The 23,499-nt window shown below is 72.0% G+C and carries 26 protein-coding genes; 19 read left to right on the forward strand and 7 right to left on the reverse strand.

Annotation, left to right across the window (positions count from 1 at the left end; all coding sequences use genetic code 11):
- Positions 1 to 178: 178 nt before the first annotated feature.
- From cpaB to V2J85_RS20190, 12 genes are all read left to right on the forward strand, one after another.
- Positions 179 to 898 (forward strand): Flp pilus assembly protein CpaB, encoded by a 720-nt coding sequence (gene cpaB, locus V2J85_RS20135; protein WP_261955941.1) that lies wholly within the window; start codon positions 179 to 181, stop codon positions 896 to 898.
- Positions 899 to 911: 13 nt separating this feature from the next.
- The gene (locus tag V2J85_RS20140) at positions 912 to 2,351 is read left to right on the forward strand and encodes a CpaE/TadZ family protein (RefSeq protein ID WP_261955940.1); all 1,440 of its coding nucleotides are present in this window, start codon (positions 912 to 914) and stop codon (positions 2,349 to 2,351) included.
- A gap of 3 nt (positions 2,352 to 2,354) precedes the next feature.
- Positions 2,355 to 2,738, forward strand: a complete 384-nt coding sequence (locus V2J85_RS20145) for a TadE/TadG family type IV pilus assembly protein (RefSeq protein ID WP_261955939.1) — start codon at positions 2,355 to 2,357, stop codon at positions 2,736 to 2,738.
- On the forward strand, positions 2,735 to 3,238 hold the full coding sequence (locus tag V2J85_RS20150; RefSeq protein ID WP_261955938.1) for a pilus assembly protein: 504 nt from the start codon (positions 2,735 to 2,737) through the stop codon (positions 3,236 to 3,238). The genes V2J85_RS20145 and V2J85_RS20150 overlap by 4 nt, the downstream gene beginning before the upstream one ends.
- Positions 3,235 to 4,575: a TadA family conjugal transfer-associated ATPase gene (locus V2J85_RS20155; protein WP_261955937.1), complete on the forward strand. Its 1,341-nt coding sequence runs from the start codon at positions 3,235 to 3,237 to the stop codon at positions 4,573 to 4,575. The genes V2J85_RS20150 and V2J85_RS20155 overlap by 4 nt, the downstream gene beginning before the upstream one ends.
- Before the next feature lie 47 nt (positions 4,576 to 4,622).
- Complete coding sequence (locus V2J85_RS20160; RefSeq protein ID WP_261957457.1) at positions 4,623 to 5,561, forward strand: type II secretion system F family protein; 939 nt, start codon at positions 4,623 to 4,625, stop codon at positions 5,559 to 5,561.
- 20 nt (positions 5,562 to 5,581) lie between these two features.
- On the forward strand, positions 5,582 to 6,475 hold the full coding sequence (locus V2J85_RS20165) for a type II secretion system F family protein (protein ID WP_261955936.1): 894 nt from the start codon (positions 5,582 to 5,584) through the stop codon (positions 6,473 to 6,475).
- 447 nt (positions 6,476 to 6,922) lie between these two features.
- Entirely contained in the window at positions 6,923 to 7,087 is a 165-nt protein-coding gene (locus tag V2J85_RS20170) for a hypothetical protein (RefSeq protein ID WP_006603411.1), read from the forward strand.
- A gap of 20 nt (positions 7,088 to 7,107) precedes the next feature.
- Positions 7,108 to 7,812 carry a pilus assembly protein TadG-related protein gene (locus V2J85_RS20175; RefSeq protein WP_330822384.1) on the forward strand — a complete coding sequence of 235 codons (705 nt, stop codon included), beginning with the start codon at positions 7,108 to 7,110 and terminating at the stop codon, positions 7,810 to 7,812.
- Between the two features lie 62 nt (positions 7,813 to 7,874).
- Entirely contained in the window at positions 7,875 to 8,459 is a 585-nt protein-coding gene (locus V2J85_RS20180) for a hypothetical protein (RefSeq protein ID WP_261955934.1), read from the forward strand.
- Positions 8,460 to 8,471: 12 nt separating this feature from the next.
- Complete coding sequence (locus tag V2J85_RS20185; RefSeq protein WP_410011275.1) at positions 8,472 to 9,110, forward strand: OmpA family protein; 639 nt, start codon at positions 8,472 to 8,474, stop codon at positions 9,108 to 9,110.
- Between the two features lie 363 nt (positions 9,111 to 9,473).
- The gene (locus V2J85_RS20190; protein WP_330822385.1) at positions 9,474 to 10,055 is read left to right on the forward strand and encodes a TetR/AcrR family transcriptional regulator; all 582 of its coding nucleotides are present in this window, start codon (positions 9,474 to 9,476) and stop codon (positions 10,053 to 10,055) included.
- Positions 10,056 to 10,104: 49 nt separating this feature from the next.
- Here V2J85_RS20190 and V2J85_RS20195 read toward each other — a convergent pair whose 3' ends face one another.
- Positions 10,105 to 11,352, reverse strand: a complete 1,248-nt coding sequence (locus tag V2J85_RS20195; RefSeq protein WP_261955930.1) for an MFS transporter — start codon at positions 11,350 to 11,352, stop codon at positions 10,105 to 10,107.
- Positions 11,353 to 11,527: 175 nt separating this feature from the next.
- Between V2J85_RS20195 and V2J85_RS20200 the strand changes: the two genes are divergently transcribed.
- On the forward strand, positions 11,528 to 11,899 hold the full coding sequence (locus V2J85_RS20200; RefSeq protein WP_261955929.1) for a helix-turn-helix domain-containing protein: 372 nt from the start codon (positions 11,528 to 11,530) through the stop codon (positions 11,897 to 11,899).
- A gap of 41 nt (positions 11,900 to 11,940) precedes the next feature.
- Here the strand turns inward: V2J85_RS20200 and V2J85_RS20205 are convergent, their stop codons facing one another.
- A complete protein-coding gene (locus V2J85_RS20205; protein WP_330822386.1) occupies positions 11,941 to 12,315 on the reverse strand; it encodes a DUF192 domain-containing protein in 375 nt (124 codons plus the stop codon).
- Between the two features lie 57 nt (positions 12,316 to 12,372).
- On the opposite strand from V2J85_RS20205, the gene V2J85_RS20210 reads away from it, so the two are divergent.
- Positions 12,373 to 13,107 (forward strand): A24 family peptidase, encoded by a 735-nt coding sequence (locus tag V2J85_RS20210; RefSeq protein WP_330822387.1) that lies wholly within the window; start codon positions 12,373 to 12,375, stop codon positions 13,105 to 13,107.
- A gap of 277 nt (positions 13,108 to 13,384) precedes the next feature.
- Here V2J85_RS20210 and mgrA read toward each other — a convergent pair whose 3' ends face one another.
- Positions 13,385 to 14,419 carry an L-glyceraldehyde 3-phosphate reductase gene (mgrA, locus tag V2J85_RS20215; protein WP_261955926.1) on the reverse strand — a complete coding sequence of 345 codons (1,035 nt, stop codon included), beginning with the start codon at positions 14,417 to 14,419 and terminating at the stop codon, positions 13,385 to 13,387.
- A 141-nt stretch (positions 14,420 to 14,560) separates the two neighbouring features.
- Here mgrA and V2J85_RS20220 point away from each other — a divergent pair, with 141 nt between their 5' ends.
- From V2J85_RS20220 to V2J85_RS20235, 4 genes are all read left to right on the forward strand, one after another.
- Complete coding sequence (locus V2J85_RS20220; protein ID WP_261957456.1) at positions 14,561 to 15,340, forward strand: isoprenyl transferase; 780 nt, start codon at positions 14,561 to 14,563, stop codon at positions 15,338 to 15,340.
- 505 nt (positions 15,341 to 15,845) lie between these two features.
- The gene (locus V2J85_RS20225) at positions 15,846 to 17,183 is read left to right on the forward strand and encodes a PhoH family protein (protein WP_261955925.1); all 1,338 of its coding nucleotides are present in this window, start codon (positions 15,846 to 15,848) and stop codon (positions 17,181 to 17,183) included.
- 452 nt (positions 17,184 to 17,635) lie between these two features.
- On the forward strand, positions 17,636 to 18,334 hold the full coding sequence (locus V2J85_RS20230; RefSeq protein WP_261955924.1) for an aggregation-promoting factor C-terminal-like domain-containing protein: 699 nt from the start codon (positions 17,636 to 17,638) through the stop codon (positions 18,332 to 18,334).
- Positions 18,335 to 18,459: 125 nt separating this feature from the next.
- Positions 18,460 to 19,944, forward strand: a complete 1,485-nt coding sequence (locus V2J85_RS20235; RefSeq protein WP_261955923.1) for an AI-2E family transporter — start codon at positions 18,460 to 18,462, stop codon at positions 19,942 to 19,944.
- Positions 19,945 to 20,024: 80 nt separating this feature from the next.
- On the opposite strand, the gene V2J85_RS20240 is transcribed toward V2J85_RS20235, so the two are convergent.
- Together V2J85_RS20240 and V2J85_RS20245 are read right to left on the reverse strand one after the other, a co-directional pair.
- On the reverse strand, positions 20,025 to 20,558 hold the full coding sequence (locus V2J85_RS20240) for an alkyl hydroperoxide reductase (RefSeq protein ID WP_030412180.1): 534 nt from the start codon (positions 20,556 to 20,558) through the stop codon (positions 20,025 to 20,027).
- Positions 20,559 to 20,563: 5 nt separating this feature from the next.
- Positions 20,564 to 21,118 (reverse strand): peroxiredoxin, encoded by a 555-nt coding sequence (locus V2J85_RS20245; RefSeq protein ID WP_030800852.1) that lies wholly within the window; start codon positions 21,116 to 21,118, stop codon positions 20,564 to 20,566.
- A gap of 131 nt (positions 21,119 to 21,249) precedes the next feature.
- Between V2J85_RS20245 and V2J85_RS20250 the strand changes: the two genes are divergently transcribed.
- Entirely contained in the window at positions 21,250 to 22,209 is a 960-nt protein-coding gene (locus V2J85_RS20250) for a hydrogen peroxide-inducible genes activator (protein WP_330822388.1), read from the forward strand.
- Between the two features lie 3 nt (positions 22,210 to 22,212).
- On the opposite strand, the gene V2J85_RS20255 is transcribed toward V2J85_RS20250, so the two are convergent.
- On the reverse strand, positions 22,213 to 22,809 hold the full coding sequence (locus tag V2J85_RS20255) for a Uma2 family endonuclease (RefSeq protein WP_261955921.1): 597 nt from the start codon (positions 22,807 to 22,809) through the stop codon (positions 22,213 to 22,215).
- Between the two features lie 136 nt (positions 22,810 to 22,945).
- Positions 22,946 to 23,470 carry a PadR family transcriptional regulator gene (locus tag V2J85_RS20260; RefSeq protein WP_330822389.1) on the reverse strand — a complete coding sequence of 175 codons (525 nt, stop codon included), beginning with the start codon at positions 23,468 to 23,470 and terminating at the stop codon, positions 22,946 to 22,948.
- Positions 23,471 to 23,499: the final 29 nt, after the last annotated feature.

Consider the following 23,499-nt stretch of genomic DNA (forward strand, 5'->3'; position numbering starts at 1 on the left):
GCTGGCCGCCGCGGTGCTGACCTCGGCCGGTCTCGTCGCCGCCGGCACCGCCCAGGCCTCGCCGGAACACCCGGCCGCGGCCACCGACCGGCCCACCGGGCCGACCGCCCGCCCCGAACCGCCCCCGCCGACCTGACCGCCCCGCCCCCGCCCCCGTCCCGATCGAGGTCCCTCCCCCATGAACTCACGCCAGCGCCGCGGAGTGATCCTGCTGCTCCTGTCGGTTCTCTGTGCGGTCGGCGCGTTCGTCGGCGTGCTGTCGGTGATCAGGAACGTCGAGTCCAAGGTCGGTCCCGAGAAGACCGCGTACCGGCTGAAGACGGACGTCGCGGCCTATAAAGCGCTGGATCCGGGGCAGTTCGAGAAGGTGAAGATGCCGCAGCGCTGGCTGCCGCCCACCGCCGTGACCGATCTGGACCGGGTCAGCGGCAAGATCGCGGTGACCCCGCTGAAGAAGGGGTCGCTGCTCCAGGACGACATGATCGTCGAGCGGCCGGCGCTGAAGGCCGGGCAGCAGGAGATCGCCATCATGATCGACGCCGCGACCGGTGTGGCCGGCAAGATCAACCCCGGTGCCCGGGTGAACATCTACGCCACCTTCGAGGGCAAGCGCCCCGAGGACAAGCCGGTCTCCAAGGTCATCGTGGCCGGCGCCCAGGTCATCGACGTCGGCAAGCTGACGCCCCTGGAGGCCAAGGACCCCGGCGACACGAACGCGGCCAACCGGCAGGCCGGCGAGGCCGTGCCGATCACCTTCGCGCTCAACACCCAGGACGCCCAGCGGGTCGCGTACGCCGAGTCGTTCGCCTCCCACGTACGGCTGGCGCTGCTCGCGCCCGGCAGCGAGGCCACCATCCCGCCGAGCCAGCGCACCTACACCCTCGACGGCGACAAGTGACCCGGAGGCCCAGGTGACCATCCGCATCCTCCCGGCGATCGGCGACCCGGACGCCGCCCGCGCGGTGACCTCGCTGCTCAACCAGCTGCCGGACGCCGAGCCGGCGCCCGCGGTCGCCGACGGCACCGCGCTGCTCGACGCCCTGGCCGGGGCCGCGGCGCAGCCCGCCGTGGACACCGGTCCGGGCCCCGCCGTCGCGGCGCTGCCCGAGGTCGTCCTGGTCCACGAGCGGATCGGGCCGACACCGGCGCTGGAGCTGATCCGGGAGATCGCGCTCCGCTTCCCCGCCGTCGGCGTCGTCCTGATCACCACCGACGCCGGGCCCGCGCTGTTCTCCGCGGCGATGGACGCCGGCGCCCGGGGCATCGTCGGACTGCCGCTCGGCTACGACGAGTTGGCCGCCCGGGTGCAGGCCGCCGCCCAGTGGGCCGCCGGCGTACGGGTGCACCTGGGGGGAAACCCGGAGGCGCGGCCCGGACCGGCCGGCCGGCTGGTGACCGTGACCGGTGCCAAGGGCGGGGTCGGCACCACCGTCGCCGCCGTCCAACTGGCGCTGGCCGCCCGGGCCGCGGGCCGCAGCGTCGCGCTGGTCGACCTCGACCTGCAGTCCGGGGACGTCGCCTCCTACCTGGACGTCCAGTTCCGCCGCTCGGTCGTCGACCTGGCCGGCATCCAGGACCTGTCCGTACGGGTCCTGCAGGACGCGGTGCACGACCACCACACCGGGCTGGCGCTGCTGCTGGCGCCGGAGGAGGGCGAGCGCGGCGAGGAGGTCGACGACCGGGCGGCCCGGCAGATCCTCGGCGCACTGCGCTCCCGCTACGAGGTCGTGGTGGTCGACTGCGGCTCCCAGATGCAGTCGGCGAACGCCGCGGCCGTCGAACTCGCCGACGTCGCCCTGCTCGTGACCACCCCGGACGTGGTGGCCGTACGGGCCGCCAAGCGGCAGGTACGGCTGTGGGACCGGCTGCAGATCCGCAAGGCCGAGGACACCACCACGGTCGTCAACCGGCTCACCCGCAGCACCGAGATCCAGCCGCCGGTGGTCGCCAAGGCCACCGGCACCCGGACGGCCCGGGCGCACGTCCCGGCGGCGTACAAGGAACTCCAGCCGTGTGTGGACGCCGGCCGGATGCAGGACCTGGACGCCCGGTCGACGGTCAAGCAGGCGCTCTGGGCGCTCGCCGGTGAGCTGGGGCTGGTCGAGTCACCGGCCGCGCGGCAGGGCCGGGGCAGCCACCGGGCGCGTCCGTCGCTGACGGGGCGCAAGCGCAAGGCGCTCACGACGGGGGCGGCTGCCGGTTCCGGGACGGGTCCGGGTGCGGCCTCCGGGGCCGCGTCGGGGTCGGGATCGGGGTCGGGCGCCGGGCGGTTCGGCGTCCGGCGGGGGCAGGCGACGGCGGCCGGCGGGCCCGGGCCGTTCGACCCGGCCGGCCCGTACGAGGAGGGCTGAGCGGTGCGGCGCCCGCTGGGCGGCGACGACCGCGGACAGGTCTCCGTGGAGTTCCTGGGACTGCTGCCGCTGATCCTGCTGGTCCTCGTGCTGCTCTGGCAGTTCGTGCTGGTCGGGTACTCCTACTCGCTCGCCGCGCACGCCGCCGACCGGGGCGCGCGGGCGGCCACCGCCACCCGGGACGGCGGCGCCGGCGCCTGCCGCACCGCCGCCGAGGACCAGCTGCCGCCCGCCTGGCAGGCGGGTTCCTCGGCCTCCTGCACCACCGAGGCCGGCCTGTGGAAGGCCACCGTCCGGATCAGCGTCCCGGTGCTCTTCCCCGGCGTGGCCAGCTTCCCGGGGCACATCACCGGCTCGGCCGGCGCCGCGAAGGAGGACAGCCGATGAGGACGGTACGCCGCCCCGGAGCCGTGTCCCGTCGTGCCGCCGCGGCCCCGGGAGCGTTCCGCGGTCCCGCCCGGAGGCTCCGCCACCGCCGCGACCGCGGTCAGGTCTCCATCGAGTTCCTCGGCTTCCTGCCGATCCTGCTGGTCGTCGCGCTGGCCGTGGTCCAACTCGGCCTGGCGGCCTACACCGTCCAGCAGGCCGGCACCGGTGCGCGCGCCGCGGCCCGTACCGCCTCGATGGACCGGGCCGACCGCGAGACCGATCCGCGGTCCGCCGGCCGGGCCGCGATGAGCGGCTGGGTCGCCGACCGCGCGACGATCTCGGTCAGCGAGGGCGGCGACGCGGTCAGCGCCACGGCCCGGGTCACGATCCCCTCGATCATCCCCGGCGTCGACGACTTCGGCTCCGCCAGCCGCAGCGCCACCATGCCCCGCCCCGCCGACGCCGGCGCGCAGGGCGCGGCGGCGGCGAGCACGTACGAAGGAGCACTCCCGCGATGAGCCTGAAAGCCCGGATCGTCGCGCCCGAGCCGGCCGGCGAGCCGCGCCACGACAGCCACTTGGTCGCCACCTACCGCGCCAAGCTGCTGGAGGAGATCGACCTCGCCGAGATGTCGTCGCTGGCCGCGGCCGAGCGCCGGTCCCGGCTGGAGCGCGTGCTCGGCCACATCATCAGCCGCGAGGGCCCGGTGCTCTCCACCGCCGAACGGGCCCAGCTGATCCGCCGGGTGGTCGACGAGGCGCTGGGCCTGGGCGTGCTGGAACCGCTGCTGGAAGACGCCTCGATCACCGAGATCATGGTCAACGGGCCGGACCAGGTCTACGTCGAACGCGCCGGCCGGGTCGAACTCGTCCCGGTCCGCTTCGCCTCGCACGAACAGCTGATGCAGACCATCGAGCGGATCGTCTCCACCGTCAACCGCCGCGTCGACGAGTCCAATCCGATGGTCGACGCCCGCCTCCCCTCCGGGGAACGCGTCAACGTCATCATCCCGCCGCTCGCCCTGAACGGCGCCACGCTCACCATCCGCCGCTTCCCGCGCGCCTACACCCTCGCCGAACTCATCGGCAGGGGCACGCTCGACGAGCAGATGCTGATGCTGCTGGCCGGGCTGGTGCGCGCCAAGTTCAACGTGGTGGTCTCCGGTGCCACCGGTGCCGGCAAGACCACCCTGCTCAACGCCCTGTCCGGCCTCATCCCGGAGGGCGAGCGGATCATCACCGTCGAGGACGCCGCCGAACTCCAGCTCCAGCAGACCCACGTCATCCGGCTGGAGGCCCGGCCGCCCAACGTGGAGGGCAAGGGCCGGATCACCATCCGCGACCTCGTACGCAACTCCCTGCGCATGCGCCCCGACCGCATCATCGTCGGCGAGGTGCGCGGCGGGGAGACCCTCGACATGCTCCAGGCGATGTCCACCGGCCACGACGGCTCGCTCGCCACCGTGCACGCCAACAGCGCCGAGGACGCCCTGATGCGGCTGCAGACGCTGGCCTCCATGTCGGACGTCAAGATTCCCTTCGAGGCGCTGCGGGACCAGATCAACAGCGCCGTCGACTGCATCGTCCAGCTCACCCGGCACGCCGACGGCTCCCGCCGGATCAGCGAGATCGCCATCCTCGACTCGCGCGGCCACGAGGACTACCGGATCGCGACGGTCTGCCGGTTCGACGCCGAACCGATGGGCGCCGACCGGATCGTGCACGGCCGCTTCCGCTACTTCCCGCTGCCCCGACGGGTGGCCGAACGCCTCTTCATGGCGAGCGAGCCCACCCCGCCCGCCTTCGGGGTGGCGGCCACCGACGACCAACTCGCCACCCGGAAGGCCTCCTCATGACCGGCTGGGCCCTGACCACTGCCGCCGGGGGGCTGGACACGGCCTCCATGAACCCCCTCGTCCAGCTCACCATCGGGGCCACGCTGCTGTGCGCGGTGCTCGCCGTCGCCGGCGTCCGCACCTTCGCGGCCGGGCGGGCCCAGCGCCAGGCCGTCGTCGACCGCCTCGCCGACGAGCACGGGCTGCCGGCGACCGGGAAACGCCGCCGCTTCCCGTCCGTGGACCGCGCCCTGCGCGGCACCCGCTTCGGCCGCCGCCTGGAACTCCGGCTGGCCGCCACCGGCCTGGACGTCACCCCCGGCGAGTTCTTCGTCGGCATGCTCGTCGCGGTCGTCGCCCTGTGGCTGGTCGCCCACGCCGTCCTGGCGCCCTTCTTCGGGCCGATCGCCGCCCTGGTAGCCGTCTGGGCGGCCTTCGCGTTCCTCAACTGGCAGCGCCAGAAACGCATCGAGAAGTTCATCAACCAGCTCCCCGAACTCTCCCGGATCCTGGCCAACGCCACCCAGGCCGGGCTGGCGCTGCGCACGGCCCTGGGGATGGCCGCCGAGGAACTGGAGGCCCCGGCCGGCGAGGAACTGGCCAAGGTGGCGGCGAAGCTCGCCGTCGGCCACTCCATCGACGAGGCCCTGGGCGAACTCGCCGAACGCCTGCCCTCCCGCGAGCTGGTGGTCCTCGTCACCACCCTGGTCCTCTCCAACCGCGCCGGCGGCACCGTCGTCGGCTCGCTGCGCAACCTCACCACGACGCTGGAGGAGCGCAAGGAGACCCGTCGCGAGGTCCGCACCCAGCTCTCCCAGGTCACCGTCACCGCCTACGTCGTCCCGCTCCTCGGCGTCGGCACCCTGCTGTTGATGAACCGCATCGCCCCCGGCGCCATCGACCGCATGACGTCCTCCTTCCTCGGCCAGCTCGCGGTCGTCGTCGCCTTCGTCCTCTACGGTCTGGGCTTCTTCTTCATCCGCCGGCTGTCCAAGATCGACGTCTGAGGGACCGGAGGGGAAACCGGATGGGAATCGGAATTCTGCTGGCCGCGGCCTTCGCCCTCTCGGTCGTCGGCATCTGCTGCGGTGTGGCCCTCTACCGCCGCGAGGCCCGGCTGCCGCCCGACCTGGCGCTGTCCCTGGAGGTCGGCGCGACCCGGACGACGGCCGTCGGCTCGGCCGTGGACCGCCTCGGCATGCGCTACGCCCCGCTCGTCCTGCGCCTGATGGGCGACAAGCGCACCGCCCGCATCCGCCGCCGGATCGACCTGGCGGGCAACCCGGGCGGCCTCACCGTCGACCGCTACGCCGCCCGCCGTGCCGTCTACGGCGCCCTCGGCTTCATCGGCGCGCTGGTGATGTTCCTGCGCGGTCAGCCGGTTCTCGGCGTCCTGATGGTGCTCTTCGGCCTCTTCTGGAACGAGGTCGGCATCTGGGCCGCGATCCGCCAGCGCAAGGACACGATCGAGCGGACCCTGCCGGACTTCCTGGACGTGCTCGCGGTCGTCGTGAGCGCCGGGCTGAGTTTCCGCCAGGCCCTCGACCGGGTCGCGGACAAATACGAAGGCCCGTGGGCCGATGAACTCCGGATCACCCTGCGGCAGATGGACATGGGGGTCAGCCGCCGCGCCGCCTTCGAGGAACTGCGCAAACGCAACGACTCGGAACAGGTCGCCCAGTTCGTCACCGCCCTCCAGCAGGGGGAGGAGCTCGGCTCGCCCATCGTCGACACCCTCATCCAGATCGCCAACGACATGCGCCGGACCGACGCCCAGAACGCCCGCCGGCGCGCCGCCCGAGCCGTTCCCAAGGCCACCATGGTCGTCACCACGTTCATGGTGCCGGCGACGATGATCCTGCTCATCGCGGGTTTCTTCCTCGGCTCGGGCACCAACTTCGGCTCGCTGATGGGAGAGTGAGGGCGCACCCGCGCGGCGCCGCGGGAAGCGGGCGGTCCGGGCGCACGGCGGTGGCCGGGATGCCGTGCCGGGCCCGGCCGGATGCGTACGGTGCACCGCCCGCATTCCCGTCAACGCCTTCGCAACAGCAACGAGTTGTGTCACAGTGGGTGGACCGGCGGTCACCACCGTGCTCGGACGCGGGGAGGCCGGCCGGTCCGCATGGGCATCGGCGCGGGACGCGGTCCGGAGGGGGAACGGGGGTGGACGAGGTGCGCAGCAGTGGCCGAAACGCGCCGTTGTATCTTCCGCCCGTGTCCCCGATAGAGGATTGGGTACGGAATCCCTGTCCGGGGAACACCGTTCCGGCGTACTTTTCTGGTGTCATGAGCGCGGCCGACCGCGCCGACACCACGGGGGCAGACCAGCCGGACCAGAGCGGTGCGGCCGCCCATGGAGGGGAAGACGATGGCGAAGCGGTTTTTGGGGAACGACCGGGGACAGACCTCGATCGAGTACCTCGGCATCATCGCGGTGGTCGTGGCGATCGTCCTGGTCCTGTCGACCACGGACTTCGGCAGCCAGATCGCCAACGCCATCGCCAACAAGATCTCCGACGTCGTCGGCATCTAGGGCCCCGGGCCGCCACCGCCATGACGGTCGCCGAACCGCGCCGCGGCGCGCGTGACGCCGGGCAGGCCTTCCCGCTCTACCTCGTGGCGGTCGCGGGCCTGCTCTTCCTCGCGCTCGCCTTCTTCGCCGTCGGGCAGGCGGCGGCCACCCGCAACGGCGCCCAGACCGCCGCCGACGCGGCCGCGCTCGCCGCCGGGCAGAAGTACCGCGACCTGCTGGCCAAGGGCGTGCTCGACGGCGTCCGCGACGGCAGCTACGAGAGCGACAAGGCCGCCTGGGAGGACCTGCTGAGCGGGCGCGGTGTCCCCTCCGGGACGGCCTGCGAGAGCGCGGACTGGTTCGCCGGACGCAACGACGCCGAGGTCTCCGGCTGCGTGCCGGACTCCTGGCCGACCTCGTTCGCGGTGACCGTCCGGACCCGGAACACCGTGGGGGCTTCGGTCATCCCCGGCACCGCGGGCAAACACGCGTCGGCCGAGGCGACCTCGGTGGTCGGCCCGCGCTGCGCCCCCGCACCCGCCGGGAGCGACGACGGCGGTGGGAAGGACGGCAAGGGCGGCAAGGGCGGCAAGGGCGGGGGAGGGGGCAAGGGCGGCGGCAAGGAGGACCCCGGGCCCGCCCCCGTCACGATCACCTGCGACGGCAAGGAATGGACCCTCGACGCCGGCGACCTGACGCACCTCCCCCACGCCTCCGACCTCTTCTCCGTACGGCTGGCCCACTGACCGCCCGCCGACCACCACACCGACCCGCACCGGGCACCCGACGATCGAAGGAATCGCATCCAATGAGCATTCGGCGCACCACGAAGGCCGCCAGGGGAGCGGTCGCCATGGCGAGCGCTGTCGGCCTGGCTCTCGTCGTGGCCGGCTGCGGTGGCGGCGGGGACGGCGGCGCGCGGGCGGACGACAAGAAGCCGCCGGCCCGCAGCAGCACGCCCAAGGACGGCGGCCCCGGCACCCCGGCGGCCGACTCCAGCAAGGTGATCGGCGAGATGAAGGGCCCGGACGGCGTCGTGGTCACCCTGAACTCCGTGGTCCGCGACTCCGGGGGCTTCGTCACCGTCAACGGCACGGTCACCAACCACGGCAGCCGCGCCTTCAACGCCATCGACTGGCGCTCCAACGAGACCGAGCTGCGGTCCCGTTCGTCCATCTCGGGCGCCACCCTCGTCGACAAGGCGGGAAAGAAGCGCTATCTGGTGCTGCGGGACACCAACGGCGAGTGCCTGTGCACGACGGGCCTGAGCGGGCTGATGCCGGGCGCGAGCCGCCCGATATTCGCGCAGTTCCCGGCGCCACCGGCCAAGGTGACCGAGGTCGACTTCCAGCTGCCGACCATGCCGCCGGCGACCGTGCAGATCACGGACTGAGCGGGCCGCCCGATGACCGTGAACCCCGTGCCCGTTTCCCCGCGTTCGCGCCGGGTGCCCCGTAGCGCCGTCACGGCCGCCGTCGCGCTGCTGCTGGCCGCCGCGTTGTCGGCACCTCCGGCCCATGCCGATCCGCCGGGGGTGACCGAGGACTCCGGCCCGCCGGTCCGCATCGACCCTCACGACCCCGATCTGCGGATGGTGCAGGGGGCCAAGCTGGCGCCGGCCAAGGTGCTCAACATCAAGTCGATCGTGGAGACCGACGACGGCTCGGAGCGGCGGCAGGACACCAACGACAACGTGACGTTCGCGCTGCAGGCCGAGGTGCTGTTCGGGAAGGACAGCGCCGAGCTGACCTCGGACGCGCTGTCCCGGATCGGCGCCATCGCCGACGAGGTCAGGAAGCAGCACGCCACCAGCCTGCGGGTCTTCGGGTTCACCGACAACCTCGGCTCGGCGAGCCACGGCCTGGTGCTGTCCAAGAAGCGGGCCACCGCCGTCCAGGAGGAGCTGGCCAAGGACCTGGGCTCGGAGGTCGCCTTCCAGATCCGCGGCTACGGCGAGCAGTACCCGATCGCGGACAACAGCACCGAGGAAGGCCGCAAGAAGAACCGCAGGGTCGAGGTCAGCTTCCCGCGGGCGGGTTCGTAACCGGGGGCGGGACGGGCGCCGGGGGCGGATAGCCGCCCGGCGGGGCGTAGTTGCCCGTAGGGCAGCCGGCGGCCGTCGGCCACCCGGACCACGGTCAGACCGCAGATCAGCTTGCCCGTTGTCCGCCGAGCCGCCGACCGTCACGACCACGCCGACGGCGGCCGATATGACGGACAGCGCGACGGCGGCGATCACCGCGTCGATCACGACGGCGAGCAGCCGCCGGCCCGGATTGGCGAGGACGGGAGGGGGTGCGTTCATGCCGCGCAGGTGATCACTCGGGGACGGGGGGCGGCAAGCCGCCCGCAGGGGCCGTCCGGACAATATTGGATCGAGCGATTCAAATCGTGCTACGTTGGTGTCATGGCGCGCCCCAGGCAGTTCGACGAGGACCGGGCGCTGGACGCCGCGATGGAAGCGTTCTGGATCACCGGCTACGAGGCGACGTCCACCCAGGACCTCTGTGACGCCACCGGGCTGGGACGCAGCAGCATCTACAACACCTTCAAGAGCAAGCACGACCTGTTCGAACGCGCCCTGGCCCGTTACATGGAGCGCAAGAACGCCGAGATGGACGAGCTGCTGGAGAGCGAGCTGCCGGCCCGGGAGAAGGTCCGCGCGCTGTTCCAGCGGACGATCGACGACGAGTGCGCGGCCGGTGCGGACGGCCGCGGCTGCCTGGTCGTCAACACCTGCATCGAGGTGTCGGCGCACGACCCCTCGGTCGCGGCCGCGCTGGAACGGGACTACGGCGTACGGCTGGCGGCGGTCCGGGCGATGATCGAATCGGGACAGCGGGCCGGCGACATCACCCCGCGGACGGACGCCGGCACGCTCGCCCACCTCCTCATCGCCACGATCGGCGGGCTGCGGGTCTCGGCCCGGGCCGGGCTCGGTCGCGCGGCACTGGAAGGCGTGGCGGACGCGGCGATGAGCGGGTTCTGAGCGCACGGTTCGGGGGCGGTGCGGGCCGGGTGCCCGTACCGCCCTCCCGTTATCGCGCCTGTCCGCCCCGTAGCGCCACCAGCACCGCACCCCCCGCGGCCAGCGCGGCGACCGCGAGGCCGAAGGTGGTGGCGGCCGCCGGCAGGCCGATGGCGTCGCTGAGGTAGCCGTCGGCGACCGGCAGGACGCCCGCCAGGAGGTAACCGCCCGCGTTCAGCGCGGCGTTGGCCTCCGCGCGGCGGGCCGCCGGGACCTCGCGGCTCAGCAGGGTCAGCCCGCCCAGCTGGCCCGCGCCCTGGCCCGCCCCGGCCAGCAACACCGCGACGACCAGCGGCGCCAGGGTGCCGGTGCGGACCGCGGTGACCAGGGCGAGCGTGCCGGTGACGGTGGCCGCGCCGGAAGCCAGCAGGACCGTACGGACCGCGAGGCGGCGCAGCGCGAACTGCACGCCGGTGGCGGACAGGAACATCGCCAGCGCCAGCCCGCCCGCCAGCGCGCGGTCGGTCGTACCGAGCAGCCCGGCGAGCAGCGACGGGCCGAGCGACAGGACGAACGCGGTGGCGCTGATGCCCGGGGCGAACGCGGCCAGTCCCAGGGCGAGATGACGGCGGTTGGCGCGCGGGACGGCGGGCAGCCGCACCCAGGCGCCCGGCGCGGTGCCGGCCGTCCCGCCGCGCGCCGGCAGCGGCATCCGGACCACCGCCGCCAGCGCCGTGACCAGCAGGACACCCTCGACGACGAAGACCGTGACGGTCGGCGCGGGCGCGGTCTCCGACAGCACCCCGGCCAGTACGGGGCCGATCCCCGCGCCCAGCACCATGGCGGTGGAGGCCAGCAGCGGGCCGATCCGGCGGCCGGCGGCCAGGTCGGTGACCGCGGCCATCCCGGCCGAGACGGCGGCGCCGGTGGCCACGCCGGTCAGCAACCGGGCGAGGGCGAGCGCGGCCACCGAGGGTGCGGTGGCGTAGACGAGGCAGGCGACGAGGGCCAGCAGCAGCGCCGGGACCAGCACCGGCTTGCGGCCCAGCCGGTCCGAGGCGACGCCCGCCACCAGCAGCGCGCCCAGCAGGCCGACCACGTACGCGGCGTAGACCAGCGTCAACGTGCCCGAGCTGAAGCCGAGTTGGCGCTGCCAGACCGCGTACAGCGGCATCGCCGCGTTCGACAGCACGAAGATCGCGACCACCGGCCAGGCGGCGAACCAGACCTCCCGTACGGGCGGTAGGGCGGTGGCCGCGGCCGGCGCCGGGCTCGCGGCGGGCCTGGCCTCGGGCCGCGCGGTGGGTGTTCCGGGCATGGGTGTCCCCTCCTCATCCGGCCTGTACGAGTGGAGTCGTACAAGCAGTACGAGGAGATTCGTACAGCCATCTCGCAGTACGATGCAAGTCGTACTGCGAAGTGGGCTGTGCAGGGGCGGTGAAGCGGCCGCCCGCCAACTGCCGCCCGACCGCCCCGAATCGGAGGAGCGCCGGATGTCGTCCACCCCACGTGCCTGGACCGAGCGAACGCAGCGACCGGTGCCGGCCGGTGCGCCCGAACCGCTGCCCGAACCGGCGCGGGACGCGCTGCGGCTGGAGGCCGTCATGGGCGCGCTCAGCGATCCGCTGCGGATGCACATCGTGCGCACGCTGCTGCTGGAGTCCGAGGAGTTCGACCACACCTGCGGCTGGTTCGGCCTGGACCGGCCCAAGTCCTCGCTCACCCACCACTTCCGCACACTGCGGGAGGCCGGTCTGATCCGGCAGCGGCAGTACGGGCTGGAGCGGCGCAGCCACGTCCGGGTGGACGACCTCCAGGCGCGCTTCCCCGGACTGCTGGCGCTGGTGGCCGACTGGCGGCAGTGACCTGGGGCCGGTCCGACGGGTCATGGCCGGCGGAACGCGGGTCAGCGCCCGGCGGCCTCCGGCGCGGGCGTCGGCTCGACGCGCAGCCGCATCCCCGGGCGCAGGCCCCAGTCCGACATCGCACCGGCCGCCGCCTCCAGGACGTGCCGGGCGCGCCACCGCGGGCGGCCCAGACGGCCCGGCGGCATGGTGCGGACCGCCAGCACCCTGAAGTCCCGGCCCAGATAGGCCACGTCGATGGCGAACCGCATCCGGAAGGTGTGCACCCCGCTCGCCGGGGTCAGCAACAGCGCCCCCTCGATACCGTCACGGCCCAGCAGGCCGCGGGCGCGGGCCCGGTACGAGGCCGCGATCTCCACCGGCACCGCACGGTCCGCGCCGTACAGCATCCCCGGTCCGTTCCTCCAACGCGCCATGCCCCGCGTTCTATCAGCTCCCGGCGTGCCGGGGGAGAGGCCCCGTAGGGTCGACGCGTGCCAGTGACGCTGATGGTGCTCGCCGCCGCCTACGGGGCCGCGGCCGGGCTGCTCATACCCCGGCCCGCCCACCGGATGGCCGTAGCCCCCGAGGAGGAGTGGCGCGCCACGTGCCCCGGGGGACACCCGATCACCGGCGCGGCCCGCGGCTGGCTGGGGCCGGGGCGCTGCCCGGCCTGCGGGGCGTACGGGCCCGCCGGGGTGCCGACCGCGGCGGTCACCGCGCTGGTCTGCGCGGCCCTGGCGGCGGCCACCGGTCCGCGGCCGGAACTCGCCGCCTGGCTGCTGGCGGCGCCGGCCGCGGTGCTGCTGGTGATCGTCGACTGGCGGGTGCGGCGGCTGCCGGACGTGCTGACCCTGCCGCTGGCCGCCGTCCTCGCGGCGGCACTGGGCCTCGCCGGCCGGTTCACCGGCGACCCCGGCGCCTGGTGGCGCGCCCTCCTGGCCGGTCTCGTCCTCGCCGCCTGCTACCTGATCCTGCACCTCGTCAACCCGGCGGGACTCGGACTGGGTGACGTCAAGCTGGCGCTCGGACTGGGGGTCGCCCTTGGGTGGTACGGCTGGCGCACCCTGGTCACCGGCGGTGCCGCCGGGGTGCTGCTGGGCGGGCTCTACGGCGCCGGGCTGCTGATCGTCCGGCGCGGCGCCCGGAAAACCGCCGTGCCACTGGGGCCTTTCCTGATCGCCGGGGCGTTCTGCGGCCTGTTGCCGGCCGCGCTGGCGGCCCGCTGACCCCGCCCGCCGGGGCGTCTCGGGGCCCGTACGCCTGCGCGGGCGCAGGGGCGTACGGCCCGCTTTCCGCCCCCGTCGCCGCGCCCGAGCCACGCCGCCGCGCGCGCCGGTGCACACAGCACCCCTTCCGCGGGGTTATGGTGGAAACCCCCCCTCGGGCCGGTCCGTATCCCCCCCACGGACCGGCCCGCTTTTCTTTGCGGCCCGCGGGAGGGCGTACGGGCCGCCGCGGAGATGGCCGGAAACCGGCGCTCCGGGCCCGGCCCGCCGGCCCGGGTCAGCCCCGGCGGGCCCAGATGTTGACCCCGTCCGTGGTGGTGGCGAACTGATCGATCTCGGCGAGCTCGGCGTCCGTGAGGGCCGGGGCGTCGAGGGCCGCGACATTGGCCTCCAGCTGGGCGACGCTGCTGGCGCCGATCAGCGCGGAGGTCATCCGCTCGTCGCGCAGCACCCAGCCCAGGGCCAACTGGGCCAGCGACTGCCCGCGCCGGCCGGCGATCTCGTTGAGGCCGCGCAGCCGGCGGAGGACCTCCTCGGAGAGCAGGTTCGGGTCCAGGGACTTGCCCTGGGAGGCGCGTGAGCCCTCGGGGATGCCGTTGAGGTACTTGTCCGTGAGCATGCCCTGGGCCAGCGGCGCGAAGGAGATGCAGCCCATGCCCTCGTCCTCGAGGGTGTCCAGCAGCAGGTCGTCCTCGGTCCAGCGGTTGATCATCGAGTACGAGGGCTGGTGGATCAGCGGCCGTACGCCCATCTCGCGCAGTATGCGGGCGGCGTCCCGGGTCTGCTCGGCGTTGTAGGAGGAGACGCCGACGTAGAGCGCCTTGCCCTGCTGGACGGCGGAGGCCAGCGCGCCCATCGTCTCTTCCAGCGGGGTGTCCGGATCGAAGCGGTGCGAGTAGAAGATATCGACGTAATCGACACCCATCCGCTTCAGTGACGCATCCAACGACGAGAGGAGATATTTCCGCGAACCCCATTCGCCGTAGGGGCCCGGATGCATCAGATATCCGGCCTTCGTGGAGAGAATCATCTCGTCGCGGTAGCCGCGGAAGTCCTGCGCGAAGATCTTTCCGAAGTTCAGCTCCGCGGAGCCGGGCGGCGGGCCGTAGTTGTTGGCCAGATCGAAGTGGGTGACACCCAGGTCGAAGGCGCGACGCAGGATGGCCCGCTGGGAGCTCAGGGTGCGGTCGTCCCCGAAGTTGTGCCACAGTCCAAGGGAGATAGCGGGGAGTTTGAGTCCGCTGCGGCCCGTTCGCCGGTACTTCATCGAGTCGTAGCGGGAATCCGCGGCGCGGTAGTCGGTGCCAGTCATGCTCATCTCCCTATCACGTACCTGTGACCTACCTGATGGGGCTGTCTCGACAGCCGAGAAGTTAAAGTTGCCCACTTGAGGCGACGGGGCGACCGCCATTGGCACGGAGGGGCTGGACCATACATGCTGCGATCTTCCGGGATGCGCATCCCGTATCCGCCTGCACTGCGGAATCTGGTTTACCGGCTTTACGCGCGGCGGGTGGAGGGTCGCCTGGATCACACCCAGGTGCCCAAGCACATCGGCGTCATCCTCGACGGCAACCGGCGCTGGGCGCGGGCCGACGGGCGGACGACCGAGCAGGGCCACCAGGCAGGCGCGGCCAAGATCAGTGAGCTGCTCGGCTGGTGCGCGGAGACCGATGTGGAGGTCGTCACGCTCTGGCTGCTGTCGACGGACAACCTCGACCGGCCCGAGGCCGAGCTGAAGCCGCTGCTGGGCATCATCGAGAACACCGTGCGGGACCTGGCCGCCGACGGCCGCTGGCGGGTGCACCACGTCGGCAACCGTGACCTGCTGCCCGAGGCCACCCAGACGGTCCTCAAGGAGGCCGAGGCGACCACCCTCGACAACAAGGGCATCCTGGTCAACGTCGCGGTCGGCTACGGCGGCCGGCAGGAGATCGCGGACGCGGTGCGCTCGCTGCTGCTGGAGCACGCCGAACGCGGCACCTCCTTCGAGGAACTGGCCGAGATCGTCGACATCGACCTGATCTCGGAGCACCTCTACACCCGCGGCCAGCCCGACCCGGACCTGGTGATCCGGACCAGCGGCGAGCAGCGGCTGTCGGGCTTCATGCTCTGGCAGAGCGCCCATTCGGAGTACTACTTCTGCGAGGTCTTCTGGCCGGCGTTCCGGAAGGTTGACTTCCTGCGCGCGCTGCGCGACTACGCGGCCCGGCACCGCCGCTACGGCTTCTAGCAGGCAGCACCGTCATCGCGACGAAGCCCCCGCCGGCCCCGAACGGGCCCCGGCGGGGGCTTTTCTGACGTCGACTCCGCCGGGAACCACCCGGTCGGCCCCCCTCGCACCCCTCGTTCCGGCCGGCCCGGGGGAGCGATCACGCGTAACCAAAGGTTCATCGACCGTGCGTCATATGCCGTGGCATGGCGACGGGGGTTCGAGGGAATATCCCATCCAGGTCGGCGTCCGGAACAAGCCATCGGGCGCCGCATCTCAGCGGACGGCATGGGGCCGTCCGCCCGGGAGGCCCTTTGCACATCACGGAGAGCCGTGCGCACCGCACGGGCGACGCGAGGGGCCGGCGCTCGGCCCGTGCATCGTGGCCTGAGCCCGGTCCGGTCATGAGATGGCCGGGGGTCCCAAGGACGCTGCCCAGCAGCCGCTGGGCGCACCACGTCCCCGGGAGCACATCGCCCCGCGACGCCGTCGCACCCCAACCTCATCCGAGGGGGTTCGTCCACCCGTGGTGAACAGCAAGCAGCGCCGTGACAACGACCGGCGCACTTATGTCCTCGACACCAGTGTGTTGCTGGCCGATCCAGGCGCCATGGCCCGCTTCGACGAGCACGAGGTCGTGCTGCCGGTCGTGGTGGTCACGGAACTGGAGGCCAAGCGGCACCATCCCGAGCTCGGCTACTTCGCCCGGCAGGCGCTGCGCCGGCTGGACGAGTACCGGGTGCAGCACGGGCGGCTGGACTCGCCCATCCCCATCGGAGAGCTCGGCGGGACGCTGCGGGTCGAACTGAACCACTCCGACACCGGCATCCTGCCCCCGGGCTTCATCAACGGGCACAGCCGGCTGGGTGACAACGACTCGCGGATCCTCGCCGTCGCCCGCAACCTCCAGGCCGAGGGGTTCGACGTCACGGTCGTCTCCAAGGACCTGCCGATGCGCATCAAGGCGTCCTCGGTGGGCCTGCTGGCCGAGGAGTACCGCGCCGAACTCGCCATCACCGACTCCGGGTGGACCGGGATGGCCGAGGTGACCGTCCCCGCCGACCAGGTCGACGACCTGTTCTCCGCCGAGACCGCGTACGTACCGGAGGCGGCCGGGCTGCCGGTGCACACCGGCCTGGTGCTGCAGTCCGAGCGGGGCAAGGCGCTCGGCCGGGTCACCGCGGACGGCACGGTCCGGCTGGTCCGGGGCGACCGGGAGGCGTTCGGCATCCACGGGCGCAGCGCCGAACAGCGGATCGCGCTGGACCTGCTGCTCGACCCGGACGTCGGCATCGTGTCGATGGGCGGGCGGGCCGGCACCGGCAAGTCGGCGCTGGCGCTGTGCGCGGGCCTGGAGGCGGTGCTGGAGCGCCGGCAGCACCGCAAGGTGATGGTGTTCCGCCCGCTGTACGCGGTCGGCGGGCAGGAGCTGGGCTATCTGCCGGGCAGCGAGGCGGAGAAGATGAGCCCCTGGGCGCAGGCCGTCTTCGACACGCTGTCCGCGGTGACCACCAAGGACGTCATCGAAGAGGTGGTGGGCCGCGGCATGTTGGAGGTGCTGCCGCTGACCCACATCCGCGGGCGGTCGCTGCACGACGCGTTCGTCATCGTGGACGAGGCCCAGTCCCTGGAGCGCAATGTCCTTTTGACGGTTCTGTCCCGTATCGGGGCCAACTCCCGGGTCGTGCTCACCCATGACGTCGCCCAGCGGGACAACCTCCGGGTCGGGCGCTACGACGGAGTGGTCGCGGTCGTCGAGAAGCTGAAAGGACATCCGCTTTTCGCCCATGTCACCCTGAACCGCTCGGAACGGTCGCCGATTGCGGCACTGGTGACCGAAATGCTGGAGGACGGCAGGGTCTGACCCGTCCGACCTGGACAACCGCCTGGATCGGGCCAGTTGTCCGGATCTGACCCGCTGTGAAGCGGCGCCGCCCGGCGAAGCGAAGGAGCTTAGCCGGGCGGCGTTCTGCTGTGCGCCGATATCCGAAAATACCCAGGGGTAAACGAGGTGTGAGCTTTCACACCCGGCCGGGAATTGATTCCCGGTGTGTCGTTCGGGCAGAGTCTGGGTCCTGTCAGGCCCCGCATACGGCATCCGCACCCCCAGCGGTGCAGAACAACCGAACTTCATAGTGAGTAGCCGTATGCCGCCCGAGCACCACGCGGACCCCGAGGGGGACGTACCGGGCCAGTGCCTCCCGTGACCAGCCGGTCCCGCCCGCTCAACAGGGCCCGGAACAAGGGGAGACCAGCGCCAGGGGCACGATTGCGTCCGCGAGGTCACCTAAGCGGGCGACGCTGGAAGGAAAACGTGTGAGCCGGATCTCGGTCCGGGGATTCGCCGTGGCATCCGCCACCGCGGTCACCACCGTCGGCGCCGTCGTCGGCGTCGCTGCAGGGCAGCCCGCCACGGTCAACGCCGAGGCCACCGCTGCCGATGCGACGACCATTGCCGACATCCCCGCGGGCGCCCAGGCCCAGGTGCAGACGGCTTCCCTGACGCAGCAGGCGGACGACGCGTCCACCCAGGCGGACGCGTCGGCCCTCAAGTCTGCACAGGAGGCCGCGCGCAAGGCCGCCGCGGAGACTGCGCAGAGCAAGAAGGACGCCGCGGACCAGCAGGCCAAGAAGGAAGCCGACGCGCGCAAGAAGAAGGAGCTGGCCGCGTCCCGCTCCTCCTCGCGCACCGACCTCGGCGACCTGGTCGGCAAGAGCTCGTACACCATCGCGGAGACGCAGGCCATCGCGCGCCAGATGATGGCCGGCGACCAGTTCCAGTGCTTCAGCAACATCGTGGACCACGAGTCCGGCTGGAACTACCGCGCCACCAACGCCGGCTCGGGCGCCTACGGCCTCGTCCAGGCGCTGCCCGGCTCGAAGATGGCCTCTGCGGGCTCCGACTGGCAGACGAACCCGGCGACCCAGATCAAGTGGGGCCTGAACTACATGAACGACCGCTACGGCAGCCCCTGCGGCGCCTGGTCGTTCTGGCAGGCGAACAGCTGGTACTAGGCCCATCGGCCGCACTCAGCGCCTCTCGAAACCCCCGAACGCACCGCGTCGGGGGTTTCGTGCGTCGCGCACGGGTAACGTCGTGCCCGTCAAACGTGGCGCACGGGAGGGGAAGAGGAAGGCAGATGTCCAGATTGCCTCAGTGGGTCGGTGGCCTCGGCGCCGGTCTGACGCGGCTCTCGCAGCGGCTGGAGGAACAGCGCCGCCGCGCCGAGGCCGCCGCGGCGGAAGCGGGTGACCCGGACGAGCTGAGGCGCGGCGAGCACACGGTGACGCCGGTGCCCGCCGGGTCGGTTGCCACGCTCGCTGTGCCCCGTACGCAGCTGCCGGCGGCCGGGGACGGCGTACCGCATCCGGGCACGGCCGCGGAGAGCGCGCCGCCGGCCGCCCCGCGGGTGCCGGACTCCGTGCCCGCGCCGCCCTCGTACGCGCCGGCCGTGGCGGCCCGGCCCGATCCGGTCGACGCCGTGCCGTGGGGCGTACGGGTCGCCGCGGAGGCGGGCTGGCGGCTGCTGGTGCTGGCCGCCACGCTCTGGGTGCTGGCGCAGGTGATCACCAGCATCCAATTGGTCGTGCTGTCCTTCATCGCGGCGATGCTGATCACCGCGCTGCTCCAGCCGACGGTCGGCTGGCTGCGGCGGCGCGGGCTGCCGCGCGGGCCGGCCACCGCGCTGACCTTCATCGGCGGCTTCGTGATCATGGGCCTGGTCGGCTGGTTCGTGGTGTGGCAGGTCCAGGACAACATCGACTCGGTCTCCAGCCGCATCCAGGAGGGCATCAGCGAGCTCAAGGGCTGGCTGCTGAAGAGCCCGTTCCATGTGACCGAGAGTCAGATCAACAGCATCGCCAAGAACCTGCAGGACGCGATCGGCGCCAACACCGAGGCGATCACCTCGGCCGGCCTGGAGGGCGTCACCGTCGTCCTGGAGGTCTTCACCGGCATCCTGCTGGCCATGTTCACCACCCTGTTCCTGCTCTACGACGGGCGGCGGATCTGGGAGTGGGTGCTCAAGCTCGTCCCGGGCGCGGCCCGGGAGGGCGTGGCGGGCGCCGGGCCGCGGGCCTGGCGCACCCTGACCGCCTATGTGCGCGGCACGGTCATCGTGGCGCTCATCGACGCCATCTTCATCGGCATCGGGCTGTACTTCCTCAATGTGCCGCTGGCCGTCCCGCTCGCCGTCTTCATCTTCCTCTTCGCCTTCATCCCGCTGGTCGGGGCGGTGGTCTCGGGCGCGCTGGCGTGCGTGGTCGCGCTGGTCACCCAGGGCGTGTTCACGGGGTTGATGGTGCTGGCGGTGGTGCTGGCCGTGCAGCAGATCGAGGGCCATGTGCTGCAGCCGTTCATCCTGGGCCGGGCGGTCCGGGTCCACCCGCTCGCGGTGATCCTCTCGGTCGCGGCCGGCGGACTGATCGCCGGGATCGGCGGTGCGGTCGTCGCCGTGCCCCTGGTGGCGGTCACCAACACGGTCGTCGGGTATCTGCGCTCGTACTCCCGGGAGCAGGCGTTGCGGATGTCGGTGGCCCCGCGCGGTGCCACCGCGATCGGGGTGGCACCGACCCCGCCGCCGGTCCGGCGGACCCGGAGCGACGACGAGGAGGACCGGGGATAGCACCCGGCAACGCGAGAACCCCGCGGACGACGGAACGTCCGCGGGGTTCTGCGTGTTTCGGGCGCCGTACGGCTACCGGGTCACTCGGCGAGTGCGGCCTCGGCGTCCAGGGTGGCGCCGACGGCCTGCAGGACGGAGGCGATCTTGACCGCCTCCTGGATCGTCTCGCGCTCCACACCGGCCTTGCGCAGCACCTGCTCGTGCGAGTCCAGGCACATACCGCAGCCGTTGATGGCCGAGACGGCCAGCGACCACAGCTCGAAGTCGACCTTGTCGACGCCCGGGTTGCCGATGACGTTCATCCGCAGGCCGGCGCGCAGGTTGCCGTACTCCGGGTCCGACAGCAGGTGCCGGGTCCGGTAGAAGACGTTGTTCATCGCCATGATGGCGGCGGCCGACTTGGCGGCGGTGTACGCCTCGGCGGAGAGGTTCGCCTTCGCCTCGGGCTCCAGCTCGCGCAGCACCTTCGGCGAACGGGAGGCGATCGCGCAGGCCAGGACCGTGCCCCACAGCTGCTGCTGCGGAAGGTCGCTGTTGCCGATCACCGAACCGAGGTTCAGCTTGAGGTCCTTGGCGTAGTCCGGGACCGCGGACTTCAGGTCATCGAGGGCCATGGGTCTCACTCACCAGCCAGCAGCGCGACCGGGTCCAGGGTGTCCTCGCCCTTGCTCCAGTTGCACGGGCACAGCTCGTCCGTCTGGAGGGCGTCGAGGACCCGCAGGACCTCCTTGGGGTTACGGCCGACGGAGCCGGCGGTCACCATCGTGAACTGGATCTCGTTGTTCTGGTCGACGATGAAGACGGCGCGCTGCGCGAAGCCGTCCTCGCCCTCGATGCCGAGGTCGCGCATGAGCTCGTGCTTCGAGTCGGCGAGCATCGGGAAGGGCAGGTCGGTCAGGTCCGGGTGGTCCTTGCGCCAGGCGTGGTGCACGAACTCGGAGTCGCCGGAGAAGCCGAGAACCTGCGCGTCACGGTCGGCGAACTCCTCGTTCAGCTTGCCGAACGCGGCGATCTCGGTCGGGCACACGAAGGTGAAGTCCTTGGGCCACGCGAAGACGATCTTCCACTTGCCCTCGTAGGTCTTGTGGTTGATCTGCTCGAACTCCTTGCCCTTCTCCAGCGAGACACAGGCAGTCAGGTCGAACTCGGGGAACTTGTCACCGACAGTGAGCACGCGCTCTCCTTGTTGCGTAGAAAGTCCCTTTTGGGTCTTTCCTTGAGGCTTGGACGGAACTCACAGTGCCACAAGAGCTATTGATCAGGGAAATAGCTAGACTGGTGGATGTTGATCGGAGGTGGTTATCAGTGGCGTCACCAGCCAGTCAGAACGGACGGCCCCGCCAGCCCAGCCTGGCCCAGCTGCGGGCATTCGCGGCGGTGGCCGAGCAGCTGCATTTCCGCGAGGCGGCGGCCGAGATCGGCATGAGCCAGCCCGCGCTGTCCGGCGCGGTCTCCGCGCTGGAGGAGGCCCTCGGGGTGCAGCTGCTGGAGCGTACGACGCGCAAGGTGCTGCTGTCGCCCGCGGGGGAGCGGGTGGCGGCCCGGGCCCGTACGGTCCTGGAGGCCGTCGGCGACCTGATGGAGGAGGCCGAGGCGGCCCGCGCGCCCTTCACCGGCGTCCTCCGGCTCGGCGTCATCCCGACCGTGGCGCCGTACCTCCTCCCGGCCGTGCTCCGCCTGGTCCACGAGACCTACCCCGACCTCGACCTCCAGGTCCACGAGGAACAGACCGCGTCGCTGCTCGACGGCCTGGCGCACGGACGCCTCGATCTGCTCCTGCTCGCCGTCCCGCTCGGCGTCCCCCAGGTCACCGAACTCCCGCTCTTCGACGAGGACTTCGTGCTCGTCGCGCCCAAGGAGCACTGGCTCGGCGGCCGCGCCGACATCCCCCGCCAGGCGCTCCAGGAACTCGACCTGCTGCTGCTCGACGAGGGCCACTGCCTGCGCGACCAGGCCCTGGACATCTGCCGGGAGGCCGGCCGCGACGAGAACACCCCGGTCACGACGAGCGCGGCGGGCCTCTCCACCCTCGTTCAACTCGTGGCCGGCGGCCTCGGCGTGACCCTCCTGCCGCGCACCGCCCTCCGCGTCGAGACCGGCCGCAACGACCAGCTCACCACCGGCTACTTCGCCGACCCGGCCCCGTCCCGCCGGATCGCCCTGGCCATGCGCACGGGCGCGGCCCGCCAGGACGAATTCGAGCAGTTCGCGGAGGCCCTGCGGGGTGCGCTGCGGGGGCTGCCGGTGCGGATCGTGAAGCGGTGAGGGTCAGGGGCGGGCGGTTTCGAGGATTGCCTCGACGTCGAGGGTGATGTCGGTGCCGATGGACCCGGGGAGTGCGACGTGCTCGCCACGGGCATGGACGCGGTGCTTGTCGTATTCGTTGGCGACGGGGTCCTGCAAGACGTGAAGACGGTCGTGCTTCCGGTCGACGATCACATACACGGGGACCTTGGCGATGGCGTAGGCGCCGACCTTCTTCTTGAGGTCGTTTTGGTAGTTGGACGAAGTGACCTCGAGGACCAGACGAAAGACCGCTGGGTCGTAGCAGTTCTCCGCGATGTGATGGCGGCGGTAGTCGGCATCCACCACTGCGAGATCCGGTACCGCGTAATCGTCGGGGCCGTCGGGAAGCCAGATGCCGATTCCCTGGATGACCTTCGACTCTTTGGCGTGCAGGGGCGCGAAGGCCATGAGGAGGTCGGACAGGGATTCCCCGTGGGGCCCGTCAGGCGGTGGCGTCACGGTGATGGTTCCCCCGATGATCTCGATGCGGTAGCCGGGAAGCCTTTCGGCGAGCCGCTCCGCTTCTCTGAGCAGCGGGGACTTGCCGTCGCAGGGGGGCTCGACCGCTGCGGCAGACATGGCGCCTCCTAGTGGCTGGTATCGAGGCCATCATCGTAGGCAGAACCGGCCGTGTGCGTCCCGCACGACGATGTGGCGAGGACGGCCGGCCAGTCGACGGTGACCGGGGTGTCGAGCAGGGTTGATCCCTCGGGCGTCACGCCCGGACCGCTTCCGCCAGTTTGCCGAGCCGGGCGGCGGTCAGCTCCAGCCAGCGCAGATCGGCCTCCAGATGGAACAGCGCGTGGTCACAGATCAGCTGGTCGGCGAGGTCGCCGGTGCGCTTGCGCTCGGTCAGTCCGCGCATCAGCCGCAGGTGCTCGGCGCGCTGGGTGTCGAGGAGTTCGGCGGCGTCGCGGTCGGTCAGCAGGGCCAGGACGATCTTGGTGTAGAGCGTCGACTGCAGGTACGGCTCGGGCTTCTCCGGGCGGGCCAGCCACTGCGCGACATCGGTGACGCCGGCGTTGGTGATCGCGTACCGCTTGCGCTCCGGGCCGGCGCCGGGCTCCACGGCGTCCACCTCGACCAGGCCGTTCTTCAGCAGCCGGGACATCGTGGAGTAGACCTGCCCGTAGTGCAGCGGGCGGTCCTGGCCGAAGTGCGCGTCGAAGGCCCGCTTGAGGTCGTAGCCGTGGCGGGGGCCGGACTCCAGAAGGCCCAGCAGCGTATGACCGATTGACATGCCGACCACCTTATCCGGGAGTGTACCGG

This window comes from Streptomyces bugieae (genome assembly GCF_036352915.1).
In the GTDB taxonomy this organism is placed as follows: domain Bacteria; phylum Actinomycetota; class Actinomycetes; order Streptomycetales; family Streptomycetaceae; genus Streptomyces; species Streptomyces endophytica.